General features: G+C 69.3%; 11 protein-coding genes. 5 read left to right on the forward strand and 6 right to left on the reverse strand.

Translation table 11 applies throughout. The features are described 5' to 3' along the window. Positions 1 to 22: 22 nt before the first annotated feature. A complete protein-coding gene (locus tag AC07P1_RS20790) occupies positions 23 to 2,950 on the reverse strand; it encodes a ligand-binding sensor domain-containing diguanylate cyclase (protein WP_494697603.1) in 2,928 nt (975 codons plus the stop codon). 173 nt (positions 2,951 to 3,123) lie between these two features. Here AC07P1_RS20790 and AC07P1_RS20795 point away from each other — a divergent pair, with 173 nt between their 5' ends. Both AC07P1_RS20795 and AC07P1_RS20800 read left to right on the forward strand, forming a co-directional pair. Beyond that, on the forward strand, positions 3,124 to 4,881 hold the full coding sequence (locus AC07P1_RS20795) for an amidohydrolase (protein ID WP_494697604.1): 1,758 nt from the start codon (positions 3,124 to 3,126) through the stop codon (positions 4,879 to 4,881). A gap of 65 nt (positions 4,882 to 4,946) precedes the next feature. Then, on the forward strand, positions 4,947 to 5,912 hold the full coding sequence (locus AC07P1_RS20800; protein ID WP_494697605.1) for a SphA family protein: 966 nt from the start codon (positions 4,947 to 4,949) through the stop codon (positions 5,910 to 5,912). Between the two features lie 18 nt (positions 5,913 to 5,930). Here the strand turns inward: AC07P1_RS20800 and AC07P1_RS20805 are convergent, their stop codons facing one another. Next, complete coding sequence (locus AC07P1_RS20805) at positions 5,931 to 7,064, reverse strand: helix-turn-helix transcriptional regulator (protein ID WP_494697606.1); 1,134 nt, start codon at positions 7,062 to 7,064, stop codon at positions 5,931 to 5,933. 34 nt (positions 7,065 to 7,098) lie between these two features. Further along, positions 7,099 to 10,020, reverse strand: a complete 2,922-nt coding sequence (locus AC07P1_RS20810) for a ligand-binding sensor domain-containing diguanylate cyclase (RefSeq protein WP_494697607.1) — start codon at positions 10,018 to 10,020, stop codon at positions 7,099 to 7,101. Positions 10,021 to 10,189: 169 nt separating this feature from the next. Between AC07P1_RS20810 and AC07P1_RS20815 the strand changes: the two genes are divergently transcribed. From AC07P1_RS20815 to AC07P1_RS20825, 3 genes are all read left to right on the forward strand, one after another. Beyond that, entirely contained in the window at positions 10,190 to 11,491 is a 1,302-nt protein-coding gene (locus tag AC07P1_RS20815; RefSeq protein ID WP_494697608.1) for an ABC transporter substrate-binding protein, read from the forward strand. Between the two features lie 149 nt (positions 11,492 to 11,640). Then, complete coding sequence (locus AC07P1_RS20820) at positions 11,641 to 12,855, forward strand: ABC transporter substrate-binding protein (RefSeq protein ID WP_494697609.1); 1,215 nt, start codon at positions 11,641 to 11,643, stop codon at positions 12,853 to 12,855. A gap of 162 nt (positions 12,856 to 13,017) precedes the next feature. Next, entirely contained in the window at positions 13,018 to 13,863 is an 846-nt protein-coding gene (locus AC07P1_RS20825) for a 3-keto-disaccharide hydrolase (RefSeq protein ID WP_494697610.1), read from the forward strand. Positions 13,864 to 13,870: 7 nt separating this feature from the next. Here AC07P1_RS20825 and AC07P1_RS20830 read toward each other — a convergent pair whose 3' ends face one another. From AC07P1_RS20830 to AC07P1_RS20840, 3 genes are read right to left on the reverse strand one after another with little or no spacing between them, the layout of a single operon-like run. After that, positions 13,871 to 14,329 (reverse strand): DUF2147 domain-containing protein, encoded by a 459-nt coding sequence (locus AC07P1_RS20830; RefSeq protein WP_494697611.1) that lies wholly within the window; start codon positions 14,327 to 14,329, stop codon positions 13,871 to 13,873. A gap of 48 nt (positions 14,330 to 14,377) precedes the next feature. After that, on the reverse strand, positions 14,378 to 14,779 hold the full coding sequence (locus AC07P1_RS20835) for a hypothetical protein (RefSeq protein ID WP_494697612.1): 402 nt from the start codon (positions 14,777 to 14,779) through the stop codon (positions 14,378 to 14,380). A 16-nt stretch (positions 14,780 to 14,795) separates the two neighbouring features. After that, a complete protein-coding gene (locus AC07P1_RS20840) occupies positions 14,796 to 15,593 on the reverse strand; it encodes an SDR family NAD(P)-dependent oxidoreductase (protein ID WP_494697613.1) in 798 nt (265 codons plus the stop codon). Positions 15,594 to 15,701: the final 108 nt, after the last annotated feature.

The raw sequence follows: 15,701 nt of genomic DNA on the forward strand, positions 1-15,701 counted from the left end.
AGCGTCAATTCTACCCCGCCCGCTAGGGCTGGAGATCGCCCGGACCGGCGAACTCGACCCGGTTGCGGCCCTGCTGCTTGGCGCGGTACAACGCCAGGTCGGCGCGCCGCACCAGTTCCAGGCCGGCCGCCGGTTGCGCCGGATCGAACTCGGCCACGCCGAAGCTGGCCGTCACCGCCAAGGTGCGGCCCTCGCCGATGTCGAACGGCGTGGCCGCCACCGCCGCGCGCATCGCCTCGACCCTGCCCGCGCCGGTGGCCTGGTTCAGGTCCGTCAGCAGCACCAGGAACTCCTCGCCGCCGTAGCGCCCCACCAGGTCGTAGGCGCGCAGGCCGCCGGCAAGGCGCGGCACAAGTTCGCGCAACACGGCGTCGCCGGCCAGGTGGCCGTGGGTGTCGTTGATGCGCTTGAAGTGGTCCAGGTCCAGCAGGCACAGCAGGAACGTGCTGCCCTGGCGCCCGGACTTCAGGATTTCCTGGTCCATCATCTCCAGCATCGCCACCCGGTTCCACGCCTTGGTCAGGCCGTCGCGCAGCGCCCGCTCGCGCAAGGCTTCCTGCGACAATTCGAGCTCGCGCGTGCGCGACTCCAGCTCGACGGTGCGGGCCTTCACCAGGCTTTCCATCTCGGCGTTGTGGCGGCGCAGGCCGCGCACCCGGTAGCGGTACAGGCCCCATAGCGCGAGCAGGGCGACGACCGCGCACAGCAGGAAGAACCAGTCGCTCAGCCACCATGGCGGCAGGATCGAAAAGCGCAGCTCGCGCAGCTCCGACTTGCTCTGGGTGTCGATGTTTTCCACCGCGTATTGCAGCCGGTATTGGCCGGGCGGCAGCGCCGCGTAGCGCAGGCGCGGCACGGCGGTGGTGGTCCATTCCGTCTCCAGCCCGGCCAGCCGGTAGCGGAAACGCAAGGCGCCGCGGTGCTGGTAACTGAGGCTGGCCATGCTGAAGCTGAGCGCGCCGGCCGACCACGGCAGCGCGTCGCCGTCGCGCAAGGTCAGCGCCTTGCCGTCGCGATCGACCGCCTCGACGATGGCCGACATCGCGTACGGCGCGAACAGTTTCCCGGGCCGTTTGACCTGCGAGGCGCCGTTGGTGCTGGCCAGCCAGACGGTGCCGTCGACCTCCTCGTACAGCGGCCGGGCGTTCAATTCGTTCCACACCAGGCCGTCGCCGCTGTCGAACTGGCGCCACTGCTGCCGGTCCCACACCACCAGGCCGGAGTCGGTGGTCAGCCACAGCCAGCCATCGGCGTCCTCGTGGATGGCCGCCAGCGCCTTGTCGCGCAGCAGCGGCACGGCCTGCGCGCGCTTGACCAGGCCGCCCGGCCCCGCCTCGGCGCGCCATAGCGCGGAGGGCACCTGGCCCAGCCACAACGAACCGTCGGCGGAACAGGCCAGGGAGTCGAACTCCGGCTCTTCCTTGGCCCCCAACGGGTAGCTGTCCCAGCGCCCTTCGCGCAGGCGCCACAGCATGTGTTCGCTCAAAAACCACAACGTGCCGTCGCCGCTCTCACAACTGCGGCGCGTCCCCACCGCCAGCAGTCCGCTGCCCGCGGCCAGCCCGGCCGGCCGCATCGGCGCCGCGCCCGATCCCGGCCGCTCGATCACATACAGGCCTTCGGCGGTGCTGATCCACAGGCGCCCCTTGCGGTCGACCAGCAGTTTGAAAATCATCGGCATCTTGGCCACCTGCGTGACGGCGCCGCTGCGGGCGTCCTCGCGCATCAGCGAGCCGATGTAGCTGGAGGTCCACAAATTGCCGTCGTGGTCGAGCGCCATGCTGTTCCACTGCTGGGACGGATAACCGGGCACCGGCACGGCCCGCGTGGCGGCGCCCCCTTCCAGCATCGCCAGGCCGGAGCGGGTGCCGATGCGCAGGCGGCCCTGGCCGTCGCGCAGGAAGGCGAACACCATGTCGTCGGGCAGGCCCTGCGCCGTGCCCCAGTTTTCCCAGTTGTCGTAGCCCAGCCAGCGCGCCAGGCCATGGCCGCCAGTGCCCAGCCACAGCCCCTGGTCGCGGTCGACCAGCATGGCCGGCACGCCGCCACCCATCTTCAGGCCGTTGCCCGGGCCGAAGAATTCCCACCGTCCCGCGCTCCAGCGCGCCACGCCGTGGTCCATGGTCATGAGCACGCGCTGATCGCCGTCCTCCACCAGCGCGGTGCCCATGTTGGCCTTGCGCATGACCTCGCCCGGCGGCGTGCGGTCGATGAAGCGCTCGGCGCCCGGTTCGAGCACGATGACGTGGTCCTTGCCGCGCGCCCACAGCGCGCCATCGGCCGTCCTGCGCAGATTGAGCCAGTACTCGGCCGGCACGCCGTCGGCCGGGCCGCGCACGGTGACGCCGTCGGGACCGGCCACGCACAGCGCTTTGCCGCAGCCCATCCACAGCCGGCCGTCGGCGTCGGCCATGACGCTGCGGATCACGTCCAGGTCCGGTATGCGCCGACGTTGCTCCTCGGAGAAAAACAGGCGTGCAGACGCCTTGCCGTCCACCTCGGACGCCTGCAACAAATGGGTATCGCTCACGACCATCACGCTGCCGTCCGGCCCGTCGGCCAGCGGCTGGCCCGAATCGATCGCGAACGCCGCTCCCCCGCTAGCCACCGGAAACAGACGGCCGCCCGCGCGCACGTACAAGCCGTCCGAGGCGGCCACCCACAGGCGCTGACGCCGATCGGCCAGCAAGGCGACGATCTGGATGCCGGCCAATCCGTCGGCCTGGGCGAAGCGCCTGAACTCCGCGCCGTTGTAGCGGAACAGGCCGTTGTCGGTGCCGGCCCACAGGTAGCCGTCCTGGTCCTGGGCAAGCGAGCTGATCGACAGGTTGCGCAAGCCATCCTGCTGCGTCAGATAGCGCAGCGGCAGTTGCTGGGCGGGGGCCGCGCCCGGCCAAAGACAGGTCAGCAAGGCCGCGAGCGCGATCAGGACGGGAAAGGTGAACGGCATGGTGGCGAGCTCAAAATTAACAATGAAATTGCATTATAGCAATCAATCCGCGCCCAACTGTCGCGCGCCGCGCCTTTATTGCACGCCACCTCCCAATTGGTACATGACGCCGCGCCGGCGCGCTTCCTACACTGGTTTGGTCGTACACAACAAAACTTATAACGGGAGACACCATGCAATTAAAGACACATAGAAAAACCCGCTACCGGCTGGCCGCGCTGTGCGCAGCCGTGGCCTTGACGGCAACGGCCGGCGCGGCGCCGCCGAAAAAACGGCCGCAACCGGCCGACCTGGTGGTGCGCAACGGCCTCATCCACACCATGGCGCGGCCGGGCGAACAGGTCCAGGCCTTCGCCGTGCGCGGCGGCCGCTACGTGGCCGTCGGCGCCAACGCCGCCATCGACCGCCTGGTCGGCCCCGCCACCCGCGTGGTGGACCTGGCCGGCGCGATGGCCATGCCGGGCATTAACGACGTCCACATGCATCCGCTCGACGGCGCCTACGAGGATCTGTTCGCCTGCAACGTCGGGCCGGACAGCGACGTGCCGCAAATCGTCGCCCGCGTGGCCGACTGCGCCAGCCGCGCCGCGCCGGGCGACTGGATCGTCGGCGGCGCCTGGAGCAGCACGCTGCTGGCCCAGCTGTCGACGCCGGCCGCGCTGGCCGCGCTCGACGCCGCCGGCGCCGGCCGTCCGGTGGTGCTGCGCGACGACTCCTTCCACAACCGCTGGGCCAACAGCGCCGCGCTGCGTCTGGCCGGCATCACCGCCGCCAGCGTCTCGCCGGGCAACGGCGTGATCGACAAGGACCCGGCCACAGGCGCGCCGACCGGGCTGCTGAAGGAGTTCGCCGCCTTCGCCACGCTCGAACAAGCGATCCCGCCGCGCACCGACGCGCGCCAGTTGCAGGCCGCCGCCGCCGCCGGCGTCACGCTCGGCGGCTTCGGCATCACGGGGTTGCAGGACGCCTACGCCAACGAGGCCATGCTGCGCGTCTGGCGCCAGACCGACCGCGACGGCAAGCTGCCGCTGCACATGGTCGCCTCGCTGCCGGCGGCGCCGGCCGCCGGGGCGGACCAAGCGGCCACGCGCGCGCTGCTGGCCGGACGCCGGGACTACGCCGGCCCCCACCTGCACCCGAGCTTCGCCAAGCTGTTCCTCGACGGCGTGCCGCCGGCGCGCACCGCCGAGTTCCTCAGCCCCTACCTGCCCGACCAGGAGCACGGCGCCCACTTCCACGGCAAGAGCAACTACACCCGCGCGCAACTGGCGGACCGGCTGGCGGCGCTGGACCGCGAAGGCGTCGCCGTCAAGCTGCACGCCACCGGCGACGCCTCGCTGCGGCTGGCGCTCGACGCCATCGAGGACGTGCGCAAACGCAACGGCATGCCGGGACAGCGCCACCAGATCGCCCACGCCTCCTTCATCGCCGACAGCGACATTGGCCGCTTCAAGCGCCTCAACGTGACGGCCGACATTTCGCCGATGCTGTGGTATCCGACCGGGCCCGGCATGGCGATCGCCGCCGCCATCGGTCCCGAGCGGGCCAGCCACATCTTCCCGGTGCGCAGCCTGGTCAAGGCCGGCGCGCTGGTGGCCGGAGGCTCGGACTGGCCGGCCGGCCAGCCCACGCCCGATCCGTGGCTCGGCATCGAGGGACTGGTCACGCGCCGCGATCCGCTGCGGCGCATACCGGGCGCGCTGTGGCCGGAACAAGCGGTCGACCTCGACACCGCCCTGCGCATCTACACCATCAACAGCGCCACCGCGATGGGCCTGGGCGCCACCACCGGCTCGATCGCGCCGGGCAAGTCGGCCGACTTCATCGTGCTCAACCAGAACCTGTACGCCATCCCGGCCGAGCGCATCCACGAGACCAGGGTCGAGCACACCTATTTCCAGGGCCGCCAGGTCTACACGCGCGCACGCTGAGCCGCCCCGCCCGATCACCGCCGGCGCCAACGGGCGCCGCCACCCCCCTATTTGAAGGACACATCATGCGATTCTCCACCGCCCGCCGTTCGGCGTCGTCCCGTCACGCCAGCGCATTCGCCACCACGCTGGCGATTGCGCTGGCCGTCACCCTGCTGCCGCCCGGCGCCGCCCACGCCGTCGAAGGCGGCGCGCCGATCACGCCGTTCGGCGTCAACGACTTCGGCGCCGGCATCCTGCCGCCGCCGTCGGACCTTCCCGCCATTGGCATCCGCGCCACCACCTACCACGCCAACCAGTTGCGCGACGACCAGGGTCGGCACGCGCCCATCGGCGCCGACCTGACCGTCACCAGCGTCGGCGTGGCGCTGATCAAGATGACCCGCACCACCTTCTGGGGCGCCAACTACGGCTACGGCGCCGTGCTGCCCGTGCTGGACATGAAGCTCGACCTGGCTGTTCCCACCCCTGTCGGCACGCTGCGGCAGGCGGGCGCCGAGCGCGCGCAAGGCGACATCCAGCTGATTCCGGCGGCGCTGCAATGGAGCGCGCCGGGACTGTTCCAGTACGCCGCTCTGATGGTGCAGGCGCCCACCGGCGCCTACGACGCCGCGCGCCTGGTCAACCCGGGCACCAACCACTGGACCTTTTCGCCGACCTACGCGTTCACCCACATCGGCCGCGGCGGCTTCGAGGTGTCGTCGAGCATGCAGGTGAACTTCAGCACCCGCAACCGCGCCAACGGCTACCGCTCCGGCGCCGAGTGGCAGCAGGAGTTCGCCGTCGGCCAGCATGTGGGCGACTTCACGGTGGGGGTGGGCGGCTACGTGTACCGCCAGATCGGCGGCGACCATCTGCATGGCGCAGGGGTGGGCAACCGTGCCGGCGTGGCGGCGCTGGGTCCGGCCGTGAACTTCTTCCGCCCCGGCTCGGGCTTGCCCAACATCTGGCTGCACGCCTACAAGGAGTTCAACGCCAGGAACCGCTCGCAGGGCACGCAGATCGCCTTGCGGGCCGCCTTCGTGCTCTGACGCGCGGGGTAGCCTTCCTCAGGCCGGGCCGTCGCGCTCGATCAGGTGCGCGGCGGCCGACGTCAGCAGCAGTCCCACCAGCTCGGCCTGGCGCGTGGTGCCGGTCTTGGCGAACACCTGCTTGACCTGGCCGCGCACGGTGCCGATGCCGACGCCGCGCTGCGCCGCGTACTGTTCCAGGGTCTTGCCGGCGACCAGGCCGGCCGCCAGCCGCGCCTCGGCCCCGCTCAAGCCGAACAGGCAGGCGATCGCCTCGGGCGACATGGCCGCGCCGACGCCGGCGCGCGTCAGCACCAGGAACACCATGCCGTCGCCGCGTCCGGGCGGCGGACCGGCTGGCGCTTGTAGCGCCACGTGCAGCCGGCCGCCCTCGCCGCCCAGGGTCAAAAAGCCGCTGGCGCGGCGGCCGGCGGCGACATCGGCGACCAGCGCCCGCAAGCGCTCGGCGTCGGCGCGCCGGGCCAGCCGCAACCGGCCGTCGCGCAGGTCGATGCCGTCGCCGGCCCCGAGCAAGGTGTCGGCGCTGCGGTTGCGCCATTGCACGCGTCCCTCGCCATCGCACATCAGCATGCCCGCGCGCAGCTGGTCCAGCTGCTGGTGCAAACGCCGCTGCCGTTCGGCCTGGGCACCCAGCGCCAGCTGCAATTCGCACGCCTGGCGCACGTGCGGCGCCAGCGCCGCGAAACGCGCGACCTGTTCGAGCGAGAAGTCGCCGCCGTCGTCCAGGCCGCGGTGCAGCGCCAGCCCCAGATAGGCGCCCTCGCCGGCCGCGCACAGCTTGCCCATGAAATGTCCCAGGCCGCGCTCGGCCAGTTGCGCCCGCAGGCGCGCCTGGCCGGCGTCGCCCGGGTCGAACAGATCCGCGTCGCGCACCACCCGGTCCAAGCCCCGCGCGATGCGGTCCGGGGCGATGCGCGGATTGCCGGCGCCGGCCAGCTCGCTCTTGTGCCGGAGTTCCCCTTCGCCGGCCAGCGTGGCGTGGTCGGCGCTCGACCAGGCCACCGCCAGCCCGGCCCGGTCGCGCTCGATGCGCTGGACCACGGCCGAGCGCGCGCCGGTCGCGCGGCAGATCTGGTCGAGCACGCCGGGCCAGCGGCCCGGTTCACCGGGGCAGGCGTACAGGTGGAGCAACAGCTGGTCCGGGACGGTCATGGGCGAGTCCTTGGGCGTGGCTTGGGGCGAACCGTCAGTGGTCGGCCGGTCCCGCATATTCTACGCGGTTGCGGCCCTGCTGCTTGGCGCGATAAAGGGCCAGGTCGGCGCGCCGCACCAGTTCCAGCCCGGCCACCGGCTGCGTCGGATCGAATTCGGCCACGCCGAAGCTGGCGGTCACCGCCAGGGTGCGGCCCTCGCCGATGTCGAACGGCGTGGCCGCCACCGCCGCGCGCATGGCATCGACCCGGCCCGCGCCGGTGGCCTGGCTCAGGTCCGTCAGCAGCACCAGGAATTCCTCGCCGCCGTAGCGTCCCACCAGATCGTAGGCGCGCAGGCCGTCGGACAGGCGCGGCACCAGTTCGCGCAGCACGGCGTCGCCGGCCAGGTGGCCGTGGGTGTCGTTGATGCGCTTGAAGTGGTCCAGGTCCAGCAGGCACAGCAGGAAGGTGCTGCCCTGGCGCTGGGACTTCAGGATTTCCTGGTCCATCATCTCCAGCATCGCCACCCGGTTCCACGCCTTGGTCAGGCCGTCGCGCAGCGCCCGCTCGCGCAAGGCCTCCTGCGACAGTTCGAGCTCGCGCGTGCGCTCGCGCACCAGCCGCTCCATCTCGGCGTTGTGGCGGCGCAGCCCGCGCACGCGGAAGCGGTACAGCCCCCACAGCGCGAGCAAGGCGGCGAGCGCGCACAGCAGGAAAAACCAGCCGCTCAACCACCACGGCGGCAGGATGGAAAAGCGCAGCTCGCGCACCGCCGACTTGCTCTGGGTGTCGAGGTTCTCGACCGCGTATTGCAGCCGGTACTGCCCCGGCGGCAGCGCCGCGTAGCGCAGGCGCGGCACGGCGGTGGTGGTCCATTCCGTCTCCAGACCGGCCAGCCGGTAGCGGAAGCGCAAGGCGCCGCGGTGCTGGTAGCTGAGGCTGGCCATGGTGAAGTTGAGCGAGCCGGCCGACCACGGCAGCGCCTCGCCGTCGCGCAAGGTGAAGATCTTGCCGTCGCGCTCGGCCGACTCGACGATGGCCGACATCGCGTACGGCGCGAACAGCCGCCCCGGCCGCTTCACCTGCGAGGCGCCGTTGGCGCTGGCCAGCCACAGGGTGCCGTCGATGTCCTCGTACAGGGGCCGCGCGCTCAGTTCGTTCCACACCAGGCCGTCGCCGTTGTCGAACTGGCGCCACTCCTGCCGGTTCCACACCAGCAGGCCGGCGTCGGTGGTCAGCCACAGCCAGCCGTCGCGGTCCTCGTGGATGGCCGCGAGCGACTTGCCCTGCAATAGCGGGACCGCCTGCGCGCGCTTGACGAACCCATGCTCGCCCACCTCGGCGCGCCACAGCACGCCCGGGCTCTGGCTCAGCCACACGGCGCCATCGGCGGCACACGCCATCGCCCGCAGCTCCGGCAGCCCCACGTCCGATATCGGGTAGAAGTTCCAGCGCCCCTGGTGCAGACGACGCAGCGTGATCCCGGTAATGAACCACAAGGTGCCGTCGGGGCTCTCGCAACTATCCACCCCCGGGTCCAGCACCAGGCCGTTGTCCGGGGCCACGCCGGCGGGCCGCCGCGGCGCTTCGCCCGCCCCGGGCCGCTCGATCACGTACACGCCCTCGTAGGTGCTGATCCACAGGCGCCCGCTACGGTCGACCATCAGTTTGACGATCATCGGCAGCGTGGCCACCTGCGTGACGACGCCGGTGCGGCCGTCCTCGCGCATCAGCGAGCCGACGTAACTGGAGGTCCATATATTGCCCTGGTGGTCCAGCACCATGCTGTTCCATTGCTGGGCCGGATACCCGGGTACCGCCACGGCCCGCGTGGGCTCGCGCCCTTCCAGCATGGCCATGCCGGAACGGGTGCCGATGCGCAGGCGGCCGTCGCCGTCGCGCAGGAAGGCGAGCACCTTGTCGTCCGGCAGCCCCTGCGCCGAGCCCCAGTTTTCCCAATTGTCATAGCCCAGCCAGCGCGCCAGGCCGTGGCCGCCCGTACCCAGCCACAGCCCCTGGTCGCGGTCGACCAGCATGGCCGGCACGCCGCTTCCCATCTTCAGGCCGTTGGGCGGGCCGAAAAATTCCCAGCGCCCCGCGCGCCAGCGCGCCACGCCGTGGTCGACGTTGAGCAGCATGCGTTGGTCGGCGTCCTCCACCAGCGTGGTCGACGCCGTGGCCTTGCGCATGACGTCGCCTGGCGGCGTGCGGTCGACGAAGCGCTCGGCGCCCGGCTCCAGCACGATGACGCGGCTCGCCCCGCGCGCCCACAGCGCGCCGTCGGCCGAGCGCCGCAGATTGACCCAATCGTCCTCCGGCACGCCGGCGGCGGCGTCCCACACGGTCACGCCGCCGTCCCCCGCGCCCGGCTTGGTTGCACACAGCGACTTCCCGCAGCCCATCCACAGCCGCTCGCCGGCGTCCGCCATGATGCTGGTGAGCAACTTGAGCGCGGGCTGTCGCAAGATCTGTTCCTCGGTGAAGTAGTCGCGCACGCTGACCTTGCCGCCCTCCTCGGTCAGCCGCAGCAGGCGCTGGTAGCTCACCGCCAGCACGCTGTCCCCCGGCCCGTCCGCCAGCGGCTGGCCCGTCGCGATCCAGAAGTCCCGCCCCTCGCTTTTGACCGGGGCCAGGCGCTCGCCCACGCGCAGGTACAGGGTTTCGCCGGCGGCGATCCACAGGCGCTGCCGGCGGTCGGCCAGCAGGGCGCTGATCTGGGTGTTCAACAGCCCCTCGGCTTGGCCGAAGCGCCGGAATTCGGCGCCGTTGTAGCGGAACAAGCCATTGTCCGTCCCCGCCCACACATAGCCGGTATGGTCCTGAACCAGCGTGTTGATCGACAAATTGCCGAGCCCGTCCTGCTGGGTGAGGTAGCGCAGCGGCACCTGCTGGCCGGACGCGGCACCGGGCCAGGCCAAGGCGAGCAGCGCGGCGAACGCCAGGGCCAGTTGGGATAGGACATAAGAGTATGGCATGGACATAGTCATTGCAGTATAGCAACGATCATAGTGACAAGCAGGCGCTATGGCATGCTCTACGATAAGTCGTCCCAATTACGCCACAGCGCGGCCCCGGCGCGCCCCTACGGTGGCCAACATGCCCGTCGGAGTTGACAGCGCCGGCCTTCGCGCACAAACTTTATCGATGCAACCTGCCCCGCTTCCCTTCCGCTGCCGACTTGCCGCCATGCGCAACCGGGGCTGGCTGGCATGGGCACTGCTGTGTCCGGCTTTCGCGGCGAGCGCCACCACCGCCCCGATCGCCCCCACCGAGCACCTGGTGATCGACTACGTGGTGTCCAACACCCCGCAGCGCACCACCTGGGTCGGCATCATCGATGAATTCGCCGCCGCCAATCCGGACATCCGCATCATCCACCAGGGCTATCCGCAGGAGCAATACAAGCGGGGTTTCACGGCCCGCCTGCGCTCCGGCCGGGCCGACCTGGCGTTCTGGTACGCCGGCGAGCGCCTGGGCGACGCCGCCCGGAACAAACTGCTGTCGCCGCTCGACGCCGACATGGTCGCGCTGCTGAAGAAAAAAAAGTTCTCGCCGGCCACGCTCGACGGCACCCGCATCGACGGCGCCGTCTACGGTTTTCCGCTGTACTACTATGTCTGGGGCTTCGTCTACCGCAAGTCGCTGTTCGAGCGCCTGCAGATCCGCCCGCCGACCACGTGGGCCGAGTTCCTGCAAACGTGCGAGCGGCTCAAGACGGCGGGCGTGACGCCGCTGGCGGTGGGCGCCAAAAGCGGCTGGCCGGCGGCCGGCTGGTTCGACTACCTGAACCTGCGCATCAACGGCATCGACTTCCACCGCAAGCTGGTGCGCGGCGACGCGCGCTTCGACAGCCCGCAAGTGCGGCGGGTGTTCGACGTCTGGGGCGACCTGCTGCGCAAGGGCTACTTCCTCGAGGCGACGATGGAGCAGGAACCGGAGCGCGTCATGCCCTACGTCTACCGCGACCGGGTCGGCATGATGCTCTCGGGCAGCTTCGTCGCCTCCCGCTTTCCCGCCGCGATCGCGGCCGACATGGGTTTCTTCGGCTTTCCGAACTACACGCCGGGCATGCCCGCGTACGAGGAGGCGCCGATCGATGTGCTGGTGCTGCCGGCGGGAGGCTTGAATCCGCGCGCCCGCAAACGCTTCCTCACCTTCCTGGCCGAGACCGGCGCGATGCGCAAGATCGCCGAGGCCGACCAGACCCTGTCGGCGCAGGTGGACCCGAACCCGCGCCCGATCTGGCTGGGCGACGCCCCCGCCCGCGTGTGGGGCGCCGCCGCCGGGCTCACTTTCTTTTTCGACCGCGACGCCAAGGCCGAACTGGTCGGCCCCACCTACGAGGGCCTGCGCCGCTTCCTCAAGGCGCCGCACGACACCGACGCGGTGGTGCGCTACATCGACGAGGCGATCAGGAAAGCACGGGCGCCTCAAACCCGGCCTTGACCGGCGCCGTTGAGATTGACAGCGCTTGCCTTCGCGCACACACTTGGCCGATGTATCCAGCCCCGATCCAATCCCGTTCGCGATTCAACATAAGCAAGCGGGACTGGCTGGCGAGGGCGCTGGCGTGCGCGTCCCTCGCGCTGCCCGCCGTGACCGCCGCCACCACCACCACCACCACCACCACCACCACCACCGGGCATCTGGTGATCGACTACGTGGTGTCCAACACCCCGCAACGCACCACCTGGGTCGGCATCATCGACCAATTCGCCGCTGCCAATCCGGACATCAAGATTGTCCACCAGGGCTATGCCCAGGAAGAATACAAACGGGATTTCACCGCCCGCCTTCGGACCAGCCGGGCCGACCTGGTGTTCTGGTATGCGGGCGAACGGCTGCGTGACGCCGCCAGGAACAAGCTGCTGTCCCCGCTCGATGCCGACTTGGTCGCGCTGCTGAAGAAAAAGAACTTCTCGCCGGCCACCATAGAAGGCACGCGCATCGACGGCGAGGTCTACGGCTTTCCGCTGTATTACTATGTGTGGGGCTTCGTCTATCGCAAGTCGCTGTTCGAACGCCTGGGCATCCGCCCACCGACCACGTGGAGCGAGTTCCTGCGCGCGTGCGAACGCTTGAAGGCGGCGGGCGTGACGCCGCTGGCGGTCGGCGCCAGGAGCGGCTGGCCGGCGGCGGCCTGGTTCGACTATCTGAACCTGCGCATCAACGGTATCGACTTCCACCGCAAACTGCTGCGCGGCGAGGCGCGCTTTGACGATCCGCGCGTGCGCAAGGTGTTCGATGTCTGGGGCGATCTGCTGCGCAAAGACTATTTCCTGGAGGCGACGATGGGCCAGGAACCGGACCGTGTCATGCCCTACCTGTACCGCAATTATGTGGGCATGACGCTGGCGGCGAGCTCCGTGGCCTCAAGGTTTCCCGCCGCGCTAGCCGCCGATATGGGCTACTTCGGCTTTCCGGCTTATTCGCCCGACGTGCCCGCCTACGAAGAGGCGCCGATCGATGTGCTGGTACTGCCCGCGAGGGGCGTGAATCCGGGCCCCCGCAAACGCTTCCTGACCTTTCTGATCGAGACCGGCGCCCTGAGCAAAATCGCAGCGGCCGATCAAACCTTGTCGGCGCAGGCGGACCCCGCTTCGCGCCCGGTCTGGCTGGGCGAGGCGACGCACCGCATCTGGACCGGCGCGGCCGGGTTCACCTATTTCTTCGACCGCGACGCCAAGGCCGAGCTGGTCGCACCGTTGTACGACGGCTTGCGCCGGTTCCTGACCGCGCCCCATGACACGGAGCAAGTGGTGCGTCGTATCGACGATGGGGTGAAGAAAGCCCGGGCCGGCATGAAGTAGCGCCGGCGCGGAAAACCACTGCAAGGCGCGGCCGCGCCAAATAAAAGTCCATGCCGGAATTCGGATATTTTTATAACGAAATCGGCAATCACTGCCTTTTCGGACCCGCCCGCGCCGACGCGTGATAGATTCCTTTTTTTCCAATAAAGGAGACGCAACGATATGAAAAACCTGTTCACCAAGACCGCCTTGCTGGGCGCCCTGTTCGCGCTGAGCTGCGCGGCGTCGGCTGCCGAAGCCGCTCCGTGGAAATCGCTTTTCAACGGCAAGGACCTGGCCGGCTGGAGCACCTACGTCAGCATGCAGCCGACCACCGAGGGCATGAAGACGCCGACCTCGGTGCGCGGGGTGGACAACGACCAGCGCCGGGTGTTTTCCGTGGTCGACGGCATGCTGCGCGTCTCGGGCGAGGAATGGGGCAGCGTCTCCACCCTGGACGAATACGAAAACTTCCACCTGAAGTTCGACTTCAAATGGGGCATCAAGAAGTGGCCGCCGCGCGAGGGCGTGATGCGCGACAGCGGCCTGCTGTACTACGCGGTCGGCAAGGAAGGCGCGCAGGACGGGCACTGGATGCGCAGCCACGAGTTCCAATTGCAGGAAGGCGACTGCGCCGACTACCACAGCCTCGACGGCGTGGCGGTCGACGCCCATGTCGGCGACGCCAACCAGGGCGACTGGAAATTCTACCGCTACGAGCCGTCGCTGCCGCTGCGTAAAGACATCAAGGCGCGCATCCTGAAAAAAGGCAATTTTGAAAAGCCGAGCGGCGAATGGAACACGATGGAAGTGATCGCGGACGGCAAAACGCTGGTCCACATCGTCAACGGCCACGAGGTGCTGCGCATGACCAATTCGCGTCAACTGGTGAACGGCAAAATGGTTCCGCTCACGCGCGGCAAGTTCTCGATCCAGTCCGAGGGGGCCGAGGCGTTCTTCAAGGACATCCGGGTGCGCAAATTGGAGGCGCCGGTTCCGCCGACGGCGCCGGTCAACAAACCCGGCTGACGGCGCCCTACTCCTGCCGCACCCAGGTCTGGCTGCGGCCCAGCATCGGCACGCCGATGTAGCCGCGCACGTTGAGCTTTTTGCCGCCGTCGGCCAGCTGCACCTTGCTGGAGTACAGCTTGCCGTTGTCCGGATCGAGTATCTGGCCGCCGGCGTAGGCGTCGCCATCCTTTTTGAGGCCGCTCAAAATGACCAGGCCGACGATGGGCGCGTCCTTGTTGGCGCCTTCGCACTTTTCACACTTGGGGTTCTGGCTGTCGGCCGGCCCCGGGAACACTTTTTCGATCTTGCCCTCCAGGGTGCCGTTGGCCTCGGTGATGCGGATCAGCGCCCTGGGCTTGCCGCTGACGTCGTCGATGTTTTTCCATAGCCCGACGGGCGAGGCCGCCTGGGCCAGGACCGCCGGTGACACCAGCGCGGCGGCCAGCGCCAACGCGGCGACACATGACTGTTTGAACGTATGCATTGCAAAGGTCTCCTTGGTTACCATGATTAAATAAGGCGCGCCGGTCTGCTATCGCCGGCCGGCCCGCGAGCGCAGGGGCTGCGAGCGCCCCACGTACAGGAACGCCAGCGCCAGCGCGACTTCGAGCGCGACGGCCACCAGGATGTGGGGCGAAACGCGCCCGGTGGCGAAGTCGACGACACCGATGGCCGCCAGCATCAGGCCGATCAGCACCAGGCCCTTGGCCAGCGCCGAGCGCGCCGTCGACGGCTCGGCGTTCCTGGCCAGGAAGAACATGGCGGCCAATCCCACATACAACGCCGCCGAGCGCCGGCCCAGCACGGAAGCCGACGGCGTCAAGGCCAGCCCCCAGTCCGACAGCGGCAGACCGGGCGCCAACAACCACAGCGACCCGATCAACAGGAACAGCAGCGAGGTCGCGATGGACAATCCACGGAAGCTCAGTTTCATGGCCGCTCCCTTCGGGTCAGGCCGGCAGCAGGCGCGGGGCCGCCTTGCCGGTTTGCGTGGCGGCGAACAGCGCCCCGCGCGCGGCCTCGTAACGGTCGATCAGGCCGGCGTCGGCCACCGACGGCAAGGTCAGCGTTTCGCCCTTGTCGAACGCGGACAGGGCCGCGTCCACCATGTCGTCGGTCGTCATGACCGATTCCGGATTGAGCGCCGACAGCGGCACGCCGGAGTTGTCCCACACCTCGGTGGCGGTGGACGCCGGCAGCACCGCCTGGACCCGCACCCCGGTCCCGGCCAGCTCCTGCTCCAGTCCCCGGCTGAACGCCACCACGAAAGCCTTGGTGCCGCTGTAGACGGCGCTGATCGGCAGCGTGTGCAGGCCGAGCACGGAGGCGATGTTGATGATCGCGCCCTCGTTGCGCGCCTTCAGCCCCGGCAGGACCGCGTGCGTGAGGCGCGTGAGCGCCGTCAGGTTGAGCGAGATCTGCGACAGCGAGTGCTGCACGGGACTGGCCGCGACCGGCGCCAGGCGGGCGATGCCGGCGTTGTTGACCAGGATGCCAACGGCGGCGTTGGTCGACAGGATGTGCTCGACGCTGGCGACGCCGGCCTCCGTCGCCAGGTCGGCGACCAGCGCCCTGGCGCTCACGCCGTGTGTGGTCTCGATGCTCACCGCCAGCGCCTGCAGGCGGTCGGCGCGGCGCGCCACCAGGATCAGATCGTAGCCGCGTTGCGCCAGGCGGTCGGCGTAGACCGCCCCTATGCCCGACGACGCACCGGTGATTACCGCAATTTTTTTGGCTGGAACGGACATCGTTGGTTTCCTTATCGTTGAGTTGTACGGCCTGACGAGGTGGTGCAGCATTCGCCGCAGAAATATGATAACCGTCATATTGCCAGTTAAAAAAACGGCCAACCGTTT

This window comes from Duganella sp. GW821-FHT07F09 (genome assembly GCF_059418705.1).